17 protein-coding genes, 1 tRNA gene and 2 pseudogenes are annotated in these 18,278 nt (G+C 66.2%); 10 read left to right on the top strand and 10 right to left on the bottom strand.

Going from position 1 to position 18,278, the window contains the following annotated elements; translation table 11 throughout:
* Position 1: 1 nt before the first annotated feature.
* The 4 genes from leuD to aroC all read right to left on the bottom strand — a co-directional run bounded on the left by leuD (position 2) and on the right by aroC (position 4,454).
* Positions 2-649, bottom strand: coding sequence for a 3-isopropylmalate dehydratase small subunit (gene leuD / locus LRG10_RS01470; RefSeq protein WP_238634489.1), 648 nt, complete (start codon positions 647-649; stop codon positions 2-4).
* Between the two features lie 45 nt (positions 650-694).
* Positions 695-2,095 (bottom strand): 3-isopropylmalate dehydratase large subunit, encoded by a 1,401-nt coding sequence (gene leuC, locus LRG10_RS01475; RefSeq protein ID WP_201171604.1) that lies wholly within the window; start codon positions 2,093-2,095, stop codon positions 695-697.
* An 81-nt stretch (positions 2,096-2,176) separates the two neighbouring features.
* Positions 2,177-3,346 carry an MFS transporter gene (locus tag LRG10_RS01480; protein WP_201242101.1) on the bottom strand — a complete coding sequence of 390 codons (1,170 nt, stop codon included), beginning with the start codon at positions 3,344-3,346 and terminating at the stop codon, positions 2,177-2,179.
* Between the two features lie 4 nt (positions 3,347-3,350).
* A complete protein-coding gene (gene aroC / locus LRG10_RS01485; protein WP_201171616.1) occupies positions 3,351-4,454 on the bottom strand; it encodes a chorismate synthase in 1,104 nt (367 codons plus the stop codon).
* A gap of 76 nt (positions 4,455-4,530) precedes the next feature.
* Here aroC and LRG10_RS01490 point away from each other — a divergent pair, with 76 nt between their 5' ends.
* From LRG10_RS01490 to hutH, 6 genes and pseudogenes are all read left to right on the top strand, one after another.
* Complete coding sequence (locus LRG10_RS01490; RefSeq protein ID WP_201171618.1) at positions 4,531-5,532, top strand: GTP-binding protein; 1,002 nt, start codon at positions 4,531-4,533, stop codon at positions 5,530-5,532.
* Positions 5,533-5,622: 90 nt separating this feature from the next.
* Positions 5,623-6,366 carry a 7-cyano-7-deazaguanine synthase QueC gene (gene queC / locus LRG10_RS01495; RefSeq protein WP_238634491.1) on the top strand — a complete coding sequence of 248 codons (744 nt, stop codon included), beginning with the start codon at positions 5,623-5,625 and terminating at the stop codon, positions 6,364-6,366.
* 31 nt (positions 6,367-6,397) lie between these two features.
* Positions 6,398-7,684: pseudogene (locus tag LRG10_RS01500) on the top strand (D-amino acid dehydrogenase); the annotation flags it as partial.
* 105 nt (positions 7,685-7,789) lie between these two features.
* Positions 7,790-8,167, top strand: a complete 378-nt coding sequence (pyp, locus tag LRG10_RS01505; protein WP_201242104.1) for a photoactive yellow protein — start codon at positions 7,790-7,792, stop codon at positions 8,165-8,167.
* 58 nt (positions 8,168-8,225) lie between these two features.
* Positions 8,226-9,410 carry a 4-coumarate--CoA ligase gene (gene pcl, locus LRG10_RS01510; protein WP_201171627.1) on the top strand — a complete coding sequence of 395 codons (1,185 nt, stop codon included), beginning with the start codon at positions 8,226-8,228 and terminating at the stop codon, positions 9,408-9,410.
* A gap of 5 nt (positions 9,411-9,415) precedes the next feature.
* Positions 9,416-11,008, top strand: coding sequence for a histidine ammonia-lyase (gene hutH / locus LRG10_RS01515; protein WP_238634494.1), 1,593 nt, complete (start codon positions 9,416-9,418; stop codon positions 11,006-11,008).
* A 4-nt stretch (positions 11,009-11,012) separates the two neighbouring features.
* On the opposite strand, the gene LRG10_RS01520 is transcribed toward hutH, so the two are convergent.
* From LRG10_RS01520 to LRG10_RS01540, 5 genes are read right to left on the bottom strand one after another with little or no spacing between them, the layout of a single operon-like run.
* Complete coding sequence (locus tag LRG10_RS01520; protein ID WP_238641590.1) at positions 11,013-11,597, bottom strand: GspH/FimT family protein; 585 nt, start codon at positions 11,595-11,597, stop codon at positions 11,013-11,015.
* A complete protein-coding gene (locus LRG10_RS01525; RefSeq protein WP_201172523.1) occupies positions 11,519-11,935 on the bottom strand; it encodes a type IV pilin protein in 417 nt (138 codons plus the stop codon). The genes LRG10_RS01520 and LRG10_RS01525 overlap by 79 nt, the downstream gene beginning before the upstream one ends.
* 10 nt (positions 11,936-11,945) lie before the next feature.
* Positions 11,946-12,377 (bottom strand): hypothetical protein, encoded by a 432-nt coding sequence (locus LRG10_RS01530; protein ID WP_238634496.1) that lies wholly within the window; start codon positions 12,375-12,377, stop codon positions 11,946-11,948.
* Positions 12,374-13,318: a prepilin-type N-terminal cleavage/methylation domain-containing protein gene (locus tag LRG10_RS01535; protein WP_238634498.1), complete on the bottom strand. Its 945-nt coding sequence runs from the start codon at positions 13,316-13,318 to the stop codon at positions 12,374-12,376. The genes LRG10_RS01530 and LRG10_RS01535 overlap by 4 nt, the downstream gene beginning before the upstream one ends.
* Complete coding sequence (locus LRG10_RS01540) at positions 13,315-13,740, bottom strand: hypothetical protein (RefSeq protein WP_201242109.1); 426 nt, start codon at positions 13,738-13,740, stop codon at positions 13,315-13,317. The genes LRG10_RS01535 and LRG10_RS01540 overlap by 4 nt, the downstream gene beginning before the upstream one ends.
* Before the next feature lie 180 nt (positions 13,741-13,920).
* On the opposite strand from LRG10_RS01540, the gene LRG10_RS01545 reads away from it, so the two are divergent.
* The 4 genes from LRG10_RS01545 (at position 13,921) to LRG10_RS01560 (ending at position 16,925) form a co-directional block, all read left to right on the top strand.
* Positions 13,921-13,996: transfer RNA gene (locus LRG10_RS01545), tRNA-Thr, on the top strand.
* Between the two features lie 539 nt (positions 13,997-14,535).
* Positions 14,536-14,790 (top strand): hypothetical protein, encoded by a 255-nt coding sequence (locus LRG10_RS01550; protein ID WP_238634499.1) that lies wholly within the window; start codon positions 14,536-14,538, stop codon positions 14,788-14,790.
* Positions 14,791-15,052: 262 nt separating this feature from the next.
* On the top strand, positions 15,053-15,982 hold the full coding sequence (locus LRG10_RS01555) for a retron St85 family effector protein (protein ID WP_238634502.1): 930 nt from the start codon (positions 15,053-15,055) through the stop codon (positions 15,980-15,982).
* 10 nt (positions 15,983-15,992) lie between these two features.
* A complete protein-coding gene (locus LRG10_RS01560) occupies positions 15,993-16,925 on the top strand; it encodes a retron St85 family RNA-directed DNA polymerase (protein WP_238634504.1) in 933 nt (310 codons plus the stop codon).
* 345 nt (positions 16,926-17,270) lie between these two features.
* Here the strand turns inward: LRG10_RS01560 and LRG10_RS01565 are convergent.
* Positions 17,271-18,242 (bottom strand): annotated as a pseudogene (locus LRG10_RS01565) (IS481 family transposase); the annotation flags it as partial.
* Positions 18,243-18,278: the final 36 nt, after the last annotated feature.

The raw sequence follows: 18,278 nt of genomic DNA on the forward strand, positions 1-18,278 counted from the left end.
TTCAGGGTTCGGGGAAGAGCCAGGGGGCTTCCTGCTTGCGCCGCTGCTCGTAGGCCTGGATCGCCTCGCTCTGCTCCTCCAGGGTGACGCCGATCTCATCGAGCCCCTCGAGCAGCATGCGCTTGCGGAACGGATCCACCTCGAAGCCGAAGCGCTCGCCATCCGGGGTCAGGACCTGCTGCTCGAAAAGATCGATGGTCAGCTGGTACCCCTCGGTGGCGTAAACCGCCTGGAAGAGCCGGTCCACCGCCCCCTCCTCCAGCACCACCGGCAGCAGGCCGTTCTTGAAGCAGTTGCTGTAGAAGATATCGGCGAAGCTTGGCGCCACAATCGCCCGGAAGCCGTAGTCCTTGAGCGCCCAAGGGGCGTGTTCCCGGGATGAGCCGCAGCCGAAGTTGTCCCGGGCGAGCAGCACGCTGGCCCCCTGATAACGCTCCTGGTTGAGGACGAAATCGGGGTTGCGCGGCCGGTTCGCACAGTCCATCCCCGGCTCGCCGCGGTCGAGGTACCGCCACTCGTCAAAGAGGTACGGACCGAACCCGGTGCGCTTGACCGACTTGAGGAACTGCTTGGGGATGATGGCGTCCGTGTCCACGTTGGAGCGATCCAACGGCGCCACCAGACCGGTGTGTCGAGTGAAAGGTTCCATGGGCGTTTCCAGTCGTTGGATGAAGGGCCGGAGACGTGTCAGCGACTACTCTCGGATATCCACGAAGTGGCCGTGAATGGCTGCGGCGGCGACCATCGCCGGGCTGGCCAGATGGGTGCGTCCCCCCTGTCCCTGCCGGCCCTCGAAATTGCGGTTCGAGGTGGAGGCACAGCGCTCGCCGGGCTCCAGGCGATCAGGATTCATGCCCAGGCACATGGAGCACCCCGGCTCCCGCCATTCGAAACCGGCCTCGAGGAAGACCCGGTCCAGCCCCTCGGCCTCGGCCTGCTGCTTGACCACCCCGGAGCCCGGCACCACCAGGGCCTGGCGAATGTTCTCCGCCACCCGGCGGCCACGGACCACCTCGGCGGCTTCGCGCAGATCCTCGATACGGGCGTTGGTGCAGGAACCGATGAAGATCTTGTCCATGGGGATGTCAGTCAGGGCGATTCCCGGCTCCAGGCCCATGTACTCCAGTGCCCGGGTCATTGCCCGGGCACGGACCGCATCGGACTCCTCGGCCGGGTCGGGCACGTGCCGGTTCACCGAGGCGACCATCTCCGGCGAGGTCCCCCAGGTTACCTGGGGCTCGATCTCGTCGGCGTGCATCTCCACCACCCGGTCGAACTCGGCGTCCGGATCCGAGACCAGATTGCGCCAGCTGGCCACGGCCTGCTCCCACCGCTCGCCCTCCGGGGCGTTGGGCCGGCCACGGACGTAATCGATGGTGGTGTCGTCCACGGCCACCATGCCGGTGCGTGCCCCGGCCTCGATGGACATGTTGCAGATGGTCATCCGCCCCTCCATGGAGAGGTTGCGGATGGCTTCACCGCCGTACTCCAGGGCGTAGCCGGTGCCGCCGGCAGTGCCGATACGGCCAATGATCGCCAGGATGATGTCCTTGGCCGTGACCCCGCGCCCCAGCTGCCCGTCGATGCGGATGAGCATGGTCCGGGCCTTTTTCTGGACCAGGGTCTGAGTGGCCAGGACGTGCTCCACCTCGCTGGTCCCCACGCCGAAGGCCAGGGCACCGAGCGCCCCATGGGTGGAGGTGTGGGAGTCGCCACAGACCAGCGTCATCCCGGGCAGGGTGGTGCCCTGCTCGGGACCGACGACGTGGACAATCCCCTGACGCGGGTCGTGGATGCCGAACTCGGTGACCCGGAAGTCGGCACAGTTGCGGTCCAGCGTCTCGATCTGAACACGCGAGACCGGATCCTCCACCGGCTGGCTGCGATCGGTGGTGGGAACATTGTGATCGGTCACGGCAAGATTGGACGCCACGCTCCAGGGCTGGCGCCCGGCCAGGCGGAGACCCTCAAACGCCTGCGGCGAGGTCACCTCGTGCAGGAGCTGACGATCGATGTAGAGCAGCGCCGAGCCGTCGTCGTACTCGGTGACCACATGGCTATCCCAGAGCTTGTCGTAGAGGGTCTTCCCGGTCATTGGCCTGTTCTATCAATTGACTTCAAAACATTCACCGTACAATTATATCGGACCGACCCCCTTCGGGGGAAATGCCTCCCCTCAGGCCCGCTGCCCGCGCAGGCTCCAAGCCGCCAGGATCGCCGCCAGGAAAGCCACCGCACTGGCGGCCAGGAAGGTCTGTCCACCGAAGACATCCCAGGCCATGCCCGAGAGCAGCGACCCCAGCGCGACGCCGGCGCCGAAGGTCAGGCTGGAGTAGAGCGCCTGCCCGCGCCCCTGCGCGGCGCCGGTGAAAAAACGGTTGACCACGTCAATGGCCACTGCGTGGTAGATCCCGAAGCTGGCGGCGTGGAAGGTCTGACTCAGGGCCACCAGCCAGGCCGAGTCCACCCAGGCGGCGACCATCAGCCACCGCAGCCCGCCCAGCGTCAGCGCCAGTGTCAGCAGGGTGCGGGCCCCGAAACGGGGTAGTAGCCGATGCATGACCAGGAAGATGACGATCTCGGCCACCACGCCCCAGGCCCATAGGGCCCCGATCAGCCCGCCGCTGTAGCCGTGGTCCTCCAGGTAGATGCTGAAAAAGCCGTAGAACGGCCCGTGGCCCATCTGGTTGAGGAAACAGGCCAGAAAGAACCCGATCACCGCCGGCCGGCGCAGGGTCTCCCAGAAACCGTCACCATCGGCACGGCGCATGGCGCGCCCCGCCTCCGGCGCGATCAGGCTGGAGATGGCCAGCCCGCCGAAGATCAGCAGCACCACGTAGGGCAGCGCGTCGAACCCGGCCCGGTCGAGCATCTCCCCGATGCCCATCACCGACAGGATGAACCCCACCGAGCCCCAAAGCCGGATACGCCCGTATCGGTGCTCCTGCCCACGCAGGTGGTTGAAGGTATTGGCCTCGTACTGGGGCAGCGCGGCGTTCCAGAAAAAGCCGAACAGGGCCATCACCAGGGCCACCGCCCCGTAGGTCTCGGCGATGAGGATGGCGGAGAAGGCCAGGAAAGCCACCACCGAGGCGGCACGCACCACAGCCATGCGCCGGTCGAGCCGATCGGCCAGAGCCCCCCAGACGTTGGGCGCGATGATCTTGGTGGCGTGCAGGATGGCCAGCAGCTGACCGATCTCCGCCGAAGAGAACCCCTCGGCGCGCAGATACGGCCCCCAGTAGGGCATCAGCGCCCCGAGGGCGGCGAAGAAGAACAGGTAGAAGCCGGAGAGCCGCCAGTAAGGCAGCGGCGTCTGCGCCCCGCCCGGAGCCCCGACGCTCAACGGGTCACTCCCGGTCGCGGGCGGGCAGCACCGGGGTCCCGGACTCGACGTCGGCGTTCTGTGCCCGATGCCGCAGCCAGTGATCCATCACTACCAGCGCCGCCATGGCCTCGGCAATGGGCACGGCACGGATCCCGACGCAGGGATCGTGGCGTCCTTTGGTCACCACCGAGACCGGCTGGCCGTGGACGTCCACCGAGCGTCCCGGAATGAGCATGCTCGAGGTGGGCTTGAGCGCAGCCCGCACCACCAGATCCTGCCCGCTGGAGATACCACCGAGCACTCCGCCGGACTGGTTGCCGGCGAACCCGTCCGGAGTCAGTTCATCGCGATGGGCGCTACCCCGCTGCCCGGCGGCGGCCATACCCGCGCCGACCTCCACCCCCTTGACGGCGTTAATGGACATCAGCGCCTTGGCCAGATCGGCATCGAGCCGGTCGAAGACCGGCTCGCCGAGCCCCGGCGGCATATGGCGGACCTCGACCTCCACCGCCGCACCCACCGAGTCGCCGGCCTTGCGAACCTCGTGGATCAGCGCCTCGAGCTCCGGAATGCGCGCCGGATCAGCGCAGAAGAAATCGTTGCTGTCGACGGCGGACCAGTCTTCGGCCCCAAGTTCGATCTCGCCCATCTGCGCCAGCCGTCCACGGATTTCGATACCGAGACGCTGGGCGAGATAGCGGCGGGCGATGGCCCCGGCCGCCACCCGGACGGCCGTCTCCCGGGCCGAGGAGCGCCCGCCGCCACGATAGTCACGGATGCCGTACTTTTGCTGATAGGTGTAGTCGGCGTGCCCGGGCCGGAAGCGCTCGGCGATCTCCGAGTAATCCTTGGAGCGCTGATCGGTGTTTTCGATGAGCAGCCCGATGGACGTCCCGGTGGTCACCCCCTCGAAGACCCCGGAGAGGATCCGCACCTGATCGCTCTCGCGGCGCTGCGTGGTGTGCTTGGAGCGCCCGGGCCGGCGCCGGTCGAGTTCGACCTGCAGATCCGTCTCGGTAAGGGCGAGCCCCGGCGGGCAGCCATCCACGACGCCGCCAAGCGCCGGGCCGTGGCTCTCGCCGAAGGTCGTAACCGTGAACAGGGTGCCGAAGGTATTCCCAGACATAGGTCACCGATTGTAGCACTGCAGACCTGTGGGCGGGCCTGGTCGGGTGCGGGTCGCTGCGCGTATGCTTCGCATCATGCAGAGTCCCGCCCCCGCCAATCTGATCACTGGCTTCCTGGGCGTCGGCAAGACCACGGCCATCCGGCACCTGCTCGCCGAGGCCCGCCCTGCCGGCGAGCGCTGGGCCGTGCTCGTCAACGAATTCGGCGATGTCGGTGTCGACGCCACACGATTCGAGGACGACGCGGCCATCGAAGAACTGCCCGGCGGCTGCCTGTGCTGCACACTCGGGGCGCCCTTCCGGATCGCCCTGGCCCGCCTGCTGCGCCGCAGCCGTCCGTCCCGTCTGCTGATCGAGCCGACCGGACTCGGCCATCCGGCGCGCATCCTCGACCTGCTCCGCGAATTCGAGCAGCAGGGCGCGATCTCGCTGCGCGCCACGCTGACCCTGATCGACCCGCGCCAACTCGATGATCCGCGGGTCGCCGGGCACGACGCATTCCTGGATCAGGCGCAGCTGGCCGATGTGCTGGTTGCCCACAAGACCGACCTGTGCAGCGCCGGCGAGCGCGCAACCTTCCAGGCCTGGGCCCGATCGCTGTATCCACCCAAGCAGCGCATCGAGGAGGCCGCCCACGGCTGCATCGATCCGGCTTGGCTGGACGAGTCAGCTGGCCGTGCCGGCCCCGCAGGCAGCGCGGCAGCGCCTCACCACGCCGGGCACCACGACCACCACGCCGACCGTGCCGCCACCCCCGAACCGGGCCGCCCGGTGCGCGCCGAGCAGGCTGGCGGCGCCGCTGCGGCCTGCGGGTGGATCTTCCACCCCGACGACGCCTTCGACCGCCAGGCCCTGCTCCGGGCCCTTGAGACCCTTCGCGGCTCCCAGCGCGTCAAGGGCGTCGTGCGCACCGGCCGCGACTGGCTGCGCGTGGATGTCGACGCCGATGGGGTCCGGATGGAAGCCACCGCCTGGCGCGGCGAAAGCCGGCTGGAGATCATTGGCCCGGCCGACGGGATCAGCTGGGCCGCCACCGAGCAGGCCCTGCTGGCAGCCCGCCGGGACGCCGGCGAGTGACCGCCGGGGCACCGCCGCATCGCTCTGGCGGACGCTGCACGCAACCCCTATCCTGTTACGGGAACGCGACAACCAACCAGGAAGCAGGCGATGGCCGAGTCCCGGCAGCGGACACCCGCCAGCACCGATGAAGAACACGCCCTGGTCCTCTTCTCCGGGGGGCAGGACTCCACGGCCTGTGTTGCCTGGGCCCTGGAGCGTTTCAGCCGCGTCGAGACCATCGGCTTCGCCTACGGGCAGCGGCACGACGTGGAACTCTCGGCCCGCCGCGAGGTTCTTGACGGCCTGCGGGCCCTGCGCCCCGATTGGGCGGCGCGCCTGGGCGAGGACCGCGTTCTCGACGCCGGCGTGCTCGGCGAGATCAGCGACACGGCGCTGACCCGCGAGGCCGAAATCACCTACGACGCGCGCGGCCTGCCCAACACCTTCGTCCCCGGCCGCAACCTGCTCTTCTTCACCCTGGCGGCGGCCCTGGGCCACCGGCGGGGCATCCGCCACCTGGTAGCCGGCGTCTGCGAAACCGACTTCTCCGGCTACCCCGACTGCCGCGACGACACCGTCAAGTCCCTGCAGGTCACCCTGAACCTGGGCATGGCCGAACGACTGGTGCTGCATACCCCCCTGATGTGGCTGGACAAGGCCCAGACTTGGGCGCTGACCGAACGACTCGGCGGAACCGCCCTGGTGGACCTGATCGTGGAGGCAAGCCACACCTGCTACTACGGCGCGCGCGAGCAGCGCCACGAGTGGGGCTACGGCTGCGGCGAATGCCCGGCCTGCCGTTTGCGCGCCGAGGGCTGGCACCGTTACCGAGACAGCAGCGCGGCGCCGTGATCCCACCGCCCGCGCCGGAGAATCGTGCCCGAACCACAACCGAGGGAGAACACCGATGCGCATCGCTGTAGTCGGGGCTGGCGTGGTCGGAACCTCCGTGGCCTGGGAACTGACCGCCCGTGGCCACCAGATCGTGCTCATCGAGCGCTGCAGCGACGTGGCGCAGGAGACGAGCTACGCCAACGGCGCCCAGCTCCACGCCGGCCACGCCGCTCCATGGAACCCTCCGGGCGTACTCCGGGATGCCATTGCCTGGCTCGGCAAACCCGACTCCCCGCTGCGCATCAATCCCTTGCGCGTACTGCGCAATCCGAGCTGGTCGCTGCGCTTCCTGGCCAACGCCACCGCCCGGCGCTACCGCCGTCACGCCGACGCCAATGCGGTCCTGGCCCTCTACGGCCTACAGCAGGCACGGGCGTGGCGTGACGAGCTCGACCTCTCGTTCGCCGCTCGCGACAGCGGCATCCTGAAGCTCTTCGATGACCCGGACGCTCTGGAGCAGGGGTGCACCGAAGCGGCTGCCGTGGAAGCGCTGGGCATCCGGCACCAGGTATTGGGAGTGGACGAGACGCTCGCCCGCGAACCCGCGCTGAGTGATACCGCAGACCAGCTGGCTGGCGCCATCGAGTTCCCCGACGACGGCTGCGGCGACCCGCTGCAGTTCACCGCGGCCCTGGCGCAGCGACTCACCGCCGAAGGCGCCGAACTGTGGCTCGACACTACGGCACGCAGGCTGCTCGGCGGCCCAGCGGGTGTGGAGGGCGTCGAGACCAGCCGCGGGATCATCGACGCGGACGCCGTAGTTGTCGCGGCGGGCAGTTACAGCCCGGCCCTGACCCGCAGCTTCGGTCTGCGCCTGCCCATCGAACCCGTCAAGGGGTATTCGGTGAGCATCCCGCTGCACGGGATAGAGGGCGCACCCGGGATGCCCATCATCGACGACGCCCGCAAGGTGGTCGTTACCCGACTGGGTGAGCAGCTGCGTATCGCCGGCAAGGCGGAGATCACCGGCTTCGATCTCAGGCTCGACGAGCGGCGCTGGCGAGCCGTCCGCGAGCAGGGTCTGAGCCGCTTCCCGCGCCTGGCCGAACAGCTGGCGGACGCCCCGAGCCAACCCTGGGCCGGCCTGCGCCCGATGACCTGCGACGGCCCCCCGATCCTGGGTCCGACCCCGATCTCCGGCCTGCACCTGGCCACGGGCGTCGGCCACCTGGGCTGGACGTTCGCCGCCGGCAGCGCGCGCCTGGTCGCCGACCAGCTGGAGGAGCGCACCTGCGACCTCGATCCCGCCCCGTACTCGCTCCAACGCTACGGATGAACAAAGGGACGGTTCTTGTTATACAAAGGCTTTACATCTAGGCTGGAGTCTCGAGAGTGAGCAAGGCTCACCACGAAGCCCCCGGTCCATGAAAGGAGTATCACGATGGAACACGTAGCCTTCGGTAGCGAGGACATCGAGAACACCCTCGCCAAGATGGACGACGGCCAGCTCGACGGCCTGGCCTTCGGCGCCATCCAGCTCGACGGCGACGGCAACATCCTTCAGTACAACGCCGCGGAGGGCGACATCACCGGCCGCGACCCGAAGCAGGTCATCGGCAAGAACTTCTTCAAGGACGTGGCCCCGTGCACTGACAGCCCGGAGTTCTACGGCAAGTTCAAGGAAGGGGTGGCCTCGGGCAACCTGAACACGATGTTCGAGTACACCTTCGATTACCAAATGACGCCCACGAAGGTGAAGGTGCACATGAAGAAGGCCCTCTCCGGCGACAGCTACTGGGTCTTCGTCAAGCGCGTCTAGACCAGACCCCGCTGCCCGTGCCCGTCCCGGGCGCGGGCAGCCGCGAAAGGACCGACCGATGCAAGGGCTGAATGCCGATGAAGTGCTGCGGTTGCTGCGCAGCCTGATCCCCGGCGAGCTGGCCACCGGCCGCGGTCAACGGGGCGACCCGCCCGAAGCGCAGGACCTGTGCGCCGATAGCCGCCTGGATGCCGAACCAATCCGGGCGGACTCCCTGGATCGACTCAATCTAGCCAGCGCGCTCAACCGCTTCTTCCGCCTGCATGAGACCGGTGTGGAGGACCGTCTGCTGGCCGTGCGCCGGATCGGCGACATGGCCGAACTCATCGCCGACGCCAGTCAGCACACCAGCGGCCTGACCTTCTCGACCTCGGGCAGCACGGGCACCCCGCAGCCGCACCACCACAGCTGGGCGGCGCTGACCCAGGAGGCCGAGGCACTGGCCAACGCCCTGGGCAGTCACCCGCGGGTGATCGCCTGGCTGCCCGTCCACCACCTCTACGGTTTCGTCTTCGGCGTCGCCCTGCCCCGCGCGCTGGGCAGCACCGTGATCGAGAGCCACGCCGCGCCCACCGCCCTGTTCCGCGAGCCGGCACCTGACGACCTGATTGCCACCGTCCCGGCACGCTGGCGTTACCTGTTCGATAGCAATCACCGCTTCCCCGGCGGCACGGGCATCAGCTCGACCGCCGCGCTGGAGACCGCCTGCCGCAACGGGCTGTTGCAGGCCGGCCTGGACGCGCTGCTGGAGGTCTACGGCGCCACCGAGGCCGGCGGGATCGGCCTGCGCTGGGCACCCTCGGAGGACTACCGCCTGCTGCCCCACTGGCAGCGCGACGCGGACGGCAACCTCCAGCGCACTCAACCCGATGGTGCAGCGGTGACCGTGGCCCCGCTCGATCGCCTCCAGTGGCGGGACGAGCGGGTCTTCCGACCCACCGGACGCATCGATGACATCATTCAGATCGGCGGTGTGAACGTCTCTCCGGGGCACGTCGCGCGGCGCCTCGAAAGCCACGAGGCCGTTGCCGCCTGCGCGGTCCGCAGCCACGGCGAAGGCAGTCGTCGGCGCCTGAAGGCGTTCATCGTTCCCGCGCGTTCCGACGCCGATCCTGAAACGCTGCGCCAGACGCTCGAGAACTGGATCTGGGAGCACCTACCGGCGGTCGAGCGACCCACGGATCTGCGTATCGGCACCGAGCTTCCGCGCAACGCCATGGGCAAACTGCAGGACTGGGACTGAACAGCATGGCTGCAGTGGATCTGGCCGGTGGCCTGAGCGCCGCCGATATCGAGGGTATCGGACACGGCAGCAGCTCAGCCACGGTCTTAGCGGCCGGCTGGGAACGCTTGCGTGCCGCTGAGGGCTACCTCCAGCGCCTCGTGGACGAACGCCGGCTGGTCTACGGTGTCACCACCGGCTACGGACCGCTGGCCACCAGCCGGATCGACCCCTCCGCCTCGCGCACCCTGCAGCGCAACCTGGTCTACCACCTGTGCAGCGGCGTCGGCGATCCGCTCTCCCGTTGCCACACCCGCGCCACGCTGGCCGCGCGCATTGCCAGTGTCACCCGCGGACACTCCGGGGTCACGCCGGCGGTTGTGGAGCGCCTGCTGGGGTGGCTGGAGCAGGACGTGATCCCGGAAGTGCCGGCCATCGGGACCGTCGGCGCCAGCGGCGACCTGACCCCGCTGGCCCACGTGGCGCGGGCCCTGATGGGGGAGGGCCGGGTGAGCGTCCACGGCGGCGCCTGGGAGCCTGCTGACGCCGCCCAGCGCCGCCTGGGCTGGGAACCGTGGACCCTGGACGGCAAGGACGCCATCGCCCTGGTCAACGGCACCTCGACCACCGCCGGCATCAGTGCCGTCACCGGCGCGGGCGCCGAGCGGGCGGCCGGGATCTGTGCGGTACTGGGCATGCTCTACGCCGAGTTGCTTGGCGGCCATGCCGAGGCCTTCCAGCCGGCCATCGGCGCCGCCCGCCCTCACCCTGGCCAGATGCGGGCCCACGCCTGGCTCACCGCCCTGGCCGAGGACAGCCGGCGCCTGCAGCCGTGGCCCGGCGTGCCACCCCGGCTGGATGAAGAGCAAGGCGCCGTCCTGCCCGACCAGCCGCTGCCCCAGGACCCCTACTCGATCCGCTGCCTGCCTCAGGCGCTGGGCGCGGTGCTGGACAGCATCACCTTCCACAACCAGACCGTGGCCAGCGAGCTGGATGCGGCCAGCGACAACCCGCTGCTCTTCCCCGAGGAGGGGCGCGTGCTGCATGGCGGCAATTTCTTTGGCCAGCACCTGGCCTTTGCCGCCGACGCCCTGAACAACGCCCTGGTCCAACTGGCCGTGCACAGTGAACGGCGCATCAACCGCATCACCGACCCGGTGCGCAGCGGCTTCCCGGCCTTCATGCAGCCCCGCCAGACCGGTCTGCACAGCGGCTTTATGGGCGCCCAGGTGACGGCGTCGGCCCTGGTCGCGGAGATGCGCACCGGCGCCCACCCGGCCTCGATCCAGTCAGTGCCGACCAACGCCGACAACCAGGACATCGTCCCCATGAGCACCCGCGCCGCCCGCCAGGCGGCCACCAACCTGGACCACCTGCAGCGGATCCTGGCCATCGAGGCGCTGGTCCTGGCCCAGGGCCTGGAACTGACCGACAGGACCGGTTTCAGCCACAGCGCGCGTCAGACCCTGGCGTGGGTCCGCGAACTGGCGCCGCCATTGGAGGCGGACCGCCCGCTGGCCGAGGAGATCGCCGCAGTCGCCGACGCCCTGGCCACGCCCCACCGGGCCCAACGCCTGGTCGCCGGGCTGCCGGGCGCCCCCCCGGGCCCGGCCTCCTGAGGCCTCAGTCGCAGGGCTCACCCCGCTTGTCGTCGGCCGGCCTTGGCCGGCCGGTCATGGCCACCTCGATGGCGGCCACTTTCACGCCGTCGCGACAAAGGGTGATGGACCCGGCGATACCGTGCCACCAGTCATTTGGCGCGAACTTGAACCCCTCCGACCCGGTGCCCGCCGCGACCCGATGACCCGGCCCGGCGCCACGCCCCCGGGCGAGGAGCTGCTCCGGTTCCGGCGCCTGGCCGGATGCGGCCTCGCCGCGGAACAGGATCCAGCCGTCATCCCAGCCCTGCGCCTCGCACCCGCTCTGCGGGGTGCCGCCGCACAGGGTGACGATCTCGTCGTGGTCCAGCGCCTCGATGCGGGCCCGCTCCAGCCCGGCGAGGAGCTCCCGCTGCCAGGCCCAGGCACGGACCTCGTCCACTCCAGCGCCCAGCCGTGGCGCTGCCACGGCCGCCAGCCCGGCAACCAGGGCGAGGACCACCAGCAGCTCGGTGAGGGTAAAGGCCGGGCTCAGTCGCCCCAGCAGACCTCGACGCCCTCGGGGCCACTGCCCCGCTCGCCGCGGTGATCGAGGGTGAATTCCGTACACGCCTCATCCGCCTCCTGCGGACTTCCCGGCGCCGGTGTGGCAGTCAGGCGAAAGCCATCGGCGTCGGTCTCGACCCCCAGCTCATAAAGGCCCCGCTCGGACAACTCCGGGACCTCATCCGTACACGCGTCGTAGTCCATCTCCTGGATGAAACAGCGCTCCAGCGCCATCCAGGTATCCATCAAGGTGGCGGTGGCGTCGCTACGGTCCGCCTGCACCTTGTACTGGCCGTAGAAGGGGTAGGCGATCGCCACCAGGATGGCCAAGATGGCCAAGACGATCATCAGCTCGACCAGGCTGAAGCCAGCCACGCGGACGCGCTGATCCGCTCTCCTCATAACACCTTCCTCAATCCCGATTCCCGTAGGGACATTCGCGCTTCCAGCGGATTTCGACGCGGTCAGCTGCTCCCGTTACCGGCGCCGGCGCGAGCACACCACCCGCTTGCAGGCAGACCTCGGCCCCGTCCCCCCCGCTGCCGCGAGCACAAATCCGAAATTGCCCGTCGTCGCGCTCGATACGGTAGCACGGCGCCGCCACCTCTCCGCTGCAGCACCCCGGATCGCCGGCTTCTTCGCGCCCGGCTGCCAGCTCCCGCCTTGCCCTGACCAGTTCATCGGCAGCCGCCAGGCGGGCTGCAGCCCGGGACTCCAAGGCCGCGGCCGCGCGCAGCTGCAGCGCGGTGGGGGCAACCACCGACCAGGACAACAGCGCCAACATGACCAACACGGCACTCAGGCCGAGCACCGCAAAGCCGAGCTGCCGGGAGGCCCCCGTCAAGGCAGCCTCCCGTGGATCGGCACCGTCACCGTCTGGACCTGCTCCGCGCCGGTCGCACCCCGCTGGCCACCGGTGCGGATGCGTGCCGTAAAGCGCACGGCACACACCCGCAGCCAATCCTCCACCTCCTCCGCGCGCTGGAAAGGCCCTGGATGATCCGGGACCTGGGCCGGGTCGTCGGCCCCCGGGCACTCGGCGAAGCCCATCTCCAGCGCCTCGACCCCGCGCAGGATCGGCTGCGGAGCCCCCTCGCCACGGCCGAGGTTCAGGGTCGGCACCCCATCGACGCCTCCGCCATCCGACCACCGCAACCGCCGCACCTGGACGGGCGACGCATCGTCGTCCTCCGCGGACTCCTCCTCCGGCCACCAGGGGACCCACGCCACCCCGCGCTCGGGCAGGTCGTGGTCCTCGCCGAGCCCGTCCAGGGTGAGATCCTTGGCGCCATCCTGCGCCTCGGCCTCGAGCAGGAACAGGCCCTCGGCATTACCGACCAGGACCTTGGCCGGCAGGCTTCCCAACGCCTCCTCGGCCGGCTCATCCAGCTCGATTTGCGCCTCCGGGGCCGCTACCTCGATGGCATCGTAGCCGGTCGCCACGCTCCGCGGCGCCTCCTTACCGCGCACCCAGGTCAGCTCGCCTTCATCGGCGCGCAGACCCGGCGGATCGAGCTGGGCCCCGATCACCTCGCCGGCCGCGCCCTCGCCTCGATACAGCGGGGTCCGGCCACCGCAGGGGACCTCCCCGGCCAGCGCGACTTCGCCGTCGAGCACCTGGCGCAGCAACGCCCCCTTGTCCGCCACCCGGCCAAGGTCTTCCACCGTGGCACTGGCCCGCAAAGCGCTATCGAGGATCTGCACCGCCGCGAGCAGCGCCACCGCCGCCACGGCCAGCGCCACCAGCAGCTCGACCAAGGTCACGCCATAGGCACGCCCGGTCATGGGCCGACCTCGAGGAGTTGCCCGGAGAGCTCAAGGGACGATGCCTCGTCCCGGTGGGGAGCCTGCCAGCGGAGTTCGACGCGGATGCGATCGGCGCCCGCCTCGACCGACACCTCGGCCTGCGGCAGCTGGCAGGCAACCTCGGCCCGCCAACCGTCGGCATCAACCACGTCGCCGCGGGCCTGGTCCCCGACCGACGGCGGTTGGCACGTGCCCACGTCCCCCGCATCGACCTCGGCCAGATCAGCCGAGCGCTGATCTGGCGCGACCAGCCGGGCGCGGGTGATCAACTCTTCGGCGAGGAGAGTGGCTCGTACGTGATACGCGGCATCACGAGCCCCGTGCACCCCACCCAGAAGGGCCTGGAGCGACACGGCCGCGACACCGGCCAGGAGCCCGAGGGCGACGAGCGCCTCGAGCATTGTGAATCCAGAATGGCGAGGCATCCCTTCCTCGCGTATGGGTTCCATCCGCACCTTCCATGCGCACCCTCAACGTAGTTCAGGATCGCCGCTTCGCCACCGTGGCCCGATGACGCACGCGGGGCTTGGTTCCCACCCCGCCCTTCGGCTACAATTCGCGGCGTCGCATAGGCACCCTGTGCCGGTGTAGCTCAGTTGGTAGAGCAGCCGATTCGTAATCGGCAGGTCGGAGGTTCAAGTCCTCTCGCCGGCACCATATACCTCAGAAAATCATCTAGATAGCGTCTACACGACGCCCTGCCCAACAAAAAAGCCAACAAACCTTCAAGCCCTAGCTGAGCCCGGCTTTTGTCGTCTAGGTGCCCCCTGTACACCGCCCTTCTCTCCGTCCACGACGCCCGAGGTGGTCCCCCACCCCGAGCATCGCGCATTTAGTGCTTCAAGAGTGCTCTCGAACTTCTCACACGCTAGATGAGCCGCCACCCCCCCAACGCAGCGCGCCGGACACAGACAGCACTTAGCTGCTGCCTGACGAACTCAGGCACAGACTAGGCCATGCCTATCGGGGTGTGACGCGCCGTCGGCATCGCTCCCTGATCTGCGGAACTTAGGGGCGCCAAAGGTAGCCACCGCCTACACATCGGCTCAGGCGCCACCAGGAGGACGCCATGGAGTTCCTCGTTGTGCTCGGCTTCACATCATCTGGAATATGTGCGTCAACGAGGATCGGTCCGGCCGGATGGCCTTCTTCAACATCCTCATCCTGGTGCTGGTCTTCGCCCTGATGGTTGGCCTATGAGCGGGCTCGACTGCATCCTCCACGACGGCCTGGCCTGGGCTCTGACCGCAGCCACCGTGATCCCGGCCTTCGCCGCGGGGCTCGCTACGTTCATGGGCCTCGATGCCCTGGGTAAGCGACGCTACGCTTTGACCCACCGGCACTACCTGCACCAGCTCGCCGGGATCGGCCTGGGCGTGTTCTCGGTCTTCCCGCTCAGCGCCGCGCTGATAGGTTCAGCTATGCGATTTTGCGGCTGCAGTAGCCTATGAGCACGCTTCGAAAAGCCCAACACCAGGCAATGGAGTCGCAACAAAGGTCTTTAGCTTGGATCCGCGCTGCGCCCTTGAGCCTTCGAACTTCTCCCTGCTAACCTCGACCCGCCTAGAAATTTGGGCCTCGTGCCCACGGGGCGCGAAGTCGCGTCCTGCTAAGAATTGGCGGGCAGCTCTTGGCGGCGCTGACCTTTGAGGCGGGGTCAGCGCCGGTCGGAGCTGACCCCGCCTCAAAGGTCAGCGCTCGCTTCGGTAGGCAATGTTTAGCACAGAATACGATTTTCACTACAGTACCGTGCACAGCGCGGTCGCGCATCTGCGGTCTATCATTTATGGCTCGTCACTTGTTCGGCGCCATCGTGACCTGAAACTCGTGTTCTTGTGTGGGGCAAACAAAACAAAAGACCTTGTTTCTGAGCGTCGACGAGCACTAATCGATTTTATAAAAGCACACCTGCCGAAACACCGTGTTATTTTAGCCGAAAACCTTATCGAAGACTCCGAAAACCTTCTGGAAATAGAGCACAAGATTTCCAAAATCGCTGATCACGTAATAATAGTACTTGAGAGCGAGAGCGCTTTTTGTGAGCTTGGAGCTTTCGCGAATCAAAATAGCATTAAAAGCAAAATAACTGTTATTAACGATAAGCAGTTCAAAGGCGCAAACTCCTTTATCAATAAAGGCCCCCTAAAAGTTGTTGAGGAAAGCACCAGTAAACGGGGGGTTCTATGGTACGAAATGACACCCGGGGGGGCATTTTCTGGCGATGGGATCGGACACGTTTTCCCGCAGCTGCGGGCACGCCTAGTCGACAAGGGACACGCATATTTTGAACGTCTACAACCCGAAGCCATCGACCCCTCAGAAAAGCTTACAAAAGATCGCCTTCTGTTCTTGCACGATTTGATATACCTAGCGGGCCCATTAACACATAAATCCCTTATTGATCTGCTTAAGTTGATATTTGGAGCAAACAAAGATTACAAGAATGCAAACCTCGCAATCGCTCTCCTTAAATCCATCCGCGTCATCAATTACGAGGGCTCTCCAGGGGACCTGTCAAGCTGCCTCAAGGGCACCTTCCTCGATTTCCACAATATAGAGTTTGATGTCAAGCGGGATTTTGCTTTAGCCCGCCTTCGAAAAGAGGCCCGTGGAATTTATGGCAATCATAAAACGGCTGTGTGATGACCTCGGCATGAGCGAGGAGTCGGTACGAAACCAAATCCACGAGGGTCGCAGACAGATAAAAATTAAAAAAATACCGAAAAAAGACGGAAACTTCCGAAAGATAACAATACCACCACGGATTTTCAAGCTAGTCCAGTATTGGACGATAAAAAACATCCTTCATTCTCTGCCCGTGCATGAGGCGGCTACCGCATTTAAGCCCGGCTCGTCTATCCGGGAAAATGCGTTTCGACACCGCGATGGCCAGTATTTCGTGAAGATGGATGTCACCAATTTTTTTCCTTCTATCAAGAGCGACGATTTCTTTTCGGTTCTATCAAGAATGCAGCACGCTGAGGCGGATCCGTTGCTTGATTCGAAAGATGACGAGGATTTCCTCGACGCGATGTTCCGTAACCGTGCGTGCGAGATCGGATACCCTGCCTCCCCTCACATTGCCAACATCGTAATGTTTGAGAAAGATACCCGAATTGATAATGCCCTAAGGGATAGAAAACAAGAATTCGGCAACAGCACTTACACAAGGTATGCGGATGACATAACAGTATCCATCGACCAAAAGGGTTATAAGGACGAGATCACGCGCCTTGTTTCGGGGGTCGTAGAAGACGATTCAGAACCGACACTAAAGATAAACCCGAATAAAACCCGTTTCGGGACACGACGAGGCGGAGGGGCTTTTGTAACTGGCCTCAGAGTCCTACCCGAAGGCCGGCTAACGCTACATAAAAGTTACAAGGATGATGTGCGTTTTCTTTTAAAGCTTTACGAACAAGACAGACTAGAACGATGGCAGATCAGTGCTCTCCAGGGGCACCTAAATTATTGCTCTTTCGCTGACCCTGATTTCTATACACGTCTAATGATTAAACATCTGGACTCGATAGAGGAAATCAAAGGCGAAGGGTTGCGCTCAACAGACGGAACGACAGAAAATTAATTTTTTGCGCCCCGGAACACCTGTCGTGCCCACCACAAGACATCCTCGTGACTAGCCATACTGATAAGCCCCTGCTGGGCAGTTCAGGCAACCTTGCGGCATGATGGAAATCTGTTTATGTGATACGCCCCGTCGGGCCGCGCGGCTGTTGACCATAATCTTGTCGCGTAGGGAGTGGAGTTACCCCGCTTCCGTGGACGGTTTCTGGCTTTCGGCCTGAGCGTAGTATTGCCTTTCAAAGTTGATCGGTGAGACATAGCCCAGAGCCGAGTGCCGAGTGCCGAGTGCCGAGTGCCGACGATGAGGGTTGTACCACCCCTCGATGAACTGAAACACGGCTAGGGCGTCAAGACCTGATTGATCATATACCTGCTTATGGAATAAATCGGGGCGCTCCTCGTACCACTGCTTGAGTTTGCGTACAGGGGTGGCATGCCCAAGCGCACGCTGGGGAATGTGGTGGTTGTAGAGGCGCTGATAGTGCCAGAGCATCGAGTCGAGATCGGAGGCCGAATCGAAGTGAGTCGTGCGCAGGATCTCGCTGATACGGCCGTTGAAGCGCTCGACCAGGCCGTTCGTCTGCGGACGGCGAGGCGGCGTGAGCCGGCGCTCGATGTCATGGCGGGCGCACAGCTGGTCAAAGGCATGCCGCCCCGAGGGACGCCGGGTCTTCTGGGTAAAGCGGTCCGTGAAGGCCAGGTCGTTGTCCGTGAGCAGCGTATGGATCCGGAACGGGGCCTTCTCCTGGAGGCGCTTGAGAAAGCGCACAGCCGCCTTGCGCGACTTCTCGCGGTGGCGCTCGAGGTAGACCCAGCGGCTGGCCCGGTCGATGGCCACGAACAGGTACGTGCGCCCCTGCTCATCGGCCATCTCCGGCAGGTACTTGATGTCGACGTGCACGTAGCCGGGCCGGTAGTCCTTGAACGCCTTCGTCGGCCGCGACTCGCCCTCCGAGCGCGGGATCAGCTCCTTGAGCTGCGAGACCCCGTGACGGACCAGCAGCCGCTGCAGCGCCGAGCGGACCATGTCCGGCTTGATGAACTCACGCACGACCAGCAGCAGGTCATCGGTGGGGAGCAGCAGGGTGCGCCGCAGCTCCACCACAATCGCCTCCTGCGCCGGCGACAGCGCCGTGTGCAGCCGGTGCGGGCGATGGCTGCGGTCCTCGCTCGTCTCCCGATACTTCCACTTGCGCACGGTGGCACGGCTGATGTTGTACTTCTCCGCCAGGGCCCGCTCCGAGAGCGTCGAGTTGCGGATCTCCTCGCGCAACTGCGGCGTCGTGCGCGCTTGCTTATGGATGGTCGCTCCGCTCATATTACCGACCTCGCCTTTCCGCCTTCAGGCTCTCGC

The organism is Halorhodospira sp. 9628 (assembly GCF_022228075.1).
Taxonomy (GTDB): domain Bacteria; phylum Pseudomonadota; class Gammaproteobacteria; order Nitrococcales; family Halorhodospiraceae; genus Halorhodospira; species Halorhodospira halophila_A.

What these genes read in the sequence shown, in the direction of transcription:
- leuD (WP_238634489.1), bottom strand. Translation starts at nt 649, where the DNA reads ATGGAACCTTTCACTCGACACACCGGTCTGGTGGCGCCGTTGGATCGC.
- leuC (WP_201171604.1), bottom strand. Translation starts at nt 2,095, where the DNA reads ATGACCGGGAAGACCCTCTACGACAAGCTCTGGGATAGCCATGTGGTC.
- aroC (WP_201171616.1), bottom strand. Translation starts at nt 4,454, where the DNA reads ATGTCTGGGAATACCTTCGGCACCCTGTTCACGGTTACGACCTTCGGC.
- LRG10_RS01490 (WP_201171618.1), top strand. Translation starts at nt 4,531, where the DNA reads ATGCAGAGTCCCGCCCCCGCCAATCTGATCACTGGCTTCCTGGGCGTC.
- queC (WP_238634491.1), top strand. Translation starts at nt 5,623, where the DNA reads ATGGCCGAGTCCCGGCAGCGGACACCCGCCAGCACCGATGAAGAACAC.
- pyp (WP_201242104.1), top strand. Translation starts at nt 7,790, where the DNA reads ATGGAACACGTAGCCTTCGGTAGCGAGGACATCGAGAACACCCTCGCC.
- pcl (WP_201171627.1), top strand. Translation starts at nt 8,226, where the DNA reads ATGCAAGGGCTGAATGCCGATGAAGTGCTGCGGTTGCTGCGCAGCCTG.
- hutH (WP_238634494.1), top strand. Translation starts at nt 9,416, where the DNA reads ATGGCTGCAGTGGATCTGGCCGGTGGCCTGAGCGCCGCCGATATCGAG.
- LRG10_RS01525 (WP_201172523.1), bottom strand. Translation starts at nt 11,935, where the DNA reads ATGAGGAGAGCGGATCAGCGCGTCCGCGTGGCTGGCTTCAGCCTGGTC.
- LRG10_RS01535 (WP_238634498.1), bottom strand. Translation starts at nt 13,318, where the DNA reads ATGACCGGGCGTGCCTATGGCGTGACCTTGGTCGAGCTGCTGGTGGCG.
- LRG10_RS01540 (WP_201242109.1), bottom strand. Translation starts at nt 13,740, where the DNA reads ATGCTCGAGGCGCTCGTCGCCCTCGGGCTCCTGGCCGGTGTCGCGGCC.
- LRG10_RS01550 (WP_238634499.1), top strand. Translation starts at nt 14,536, where the DNA reads ATGAGCGGGCTCGACTGCATCCTCCACGACGGCCTGGCCTGGGCTCTG.
- LRG10_RS01555 (WP_238634502.1), top strand. Translation starts at nt 15,053, where the DNA reads ATGTTTAGCACAGAATACGATTTTCACTACAGTACCGTGCACAGCGCG.
- LRG10_RS01560 (WP_238634504.1), top strand. Translation starts at nt 15,993, where the DNA reads ATGAGCGAGGAGTCGGTACGAAACCAAATCCACGAGGGTCGCAGACAG.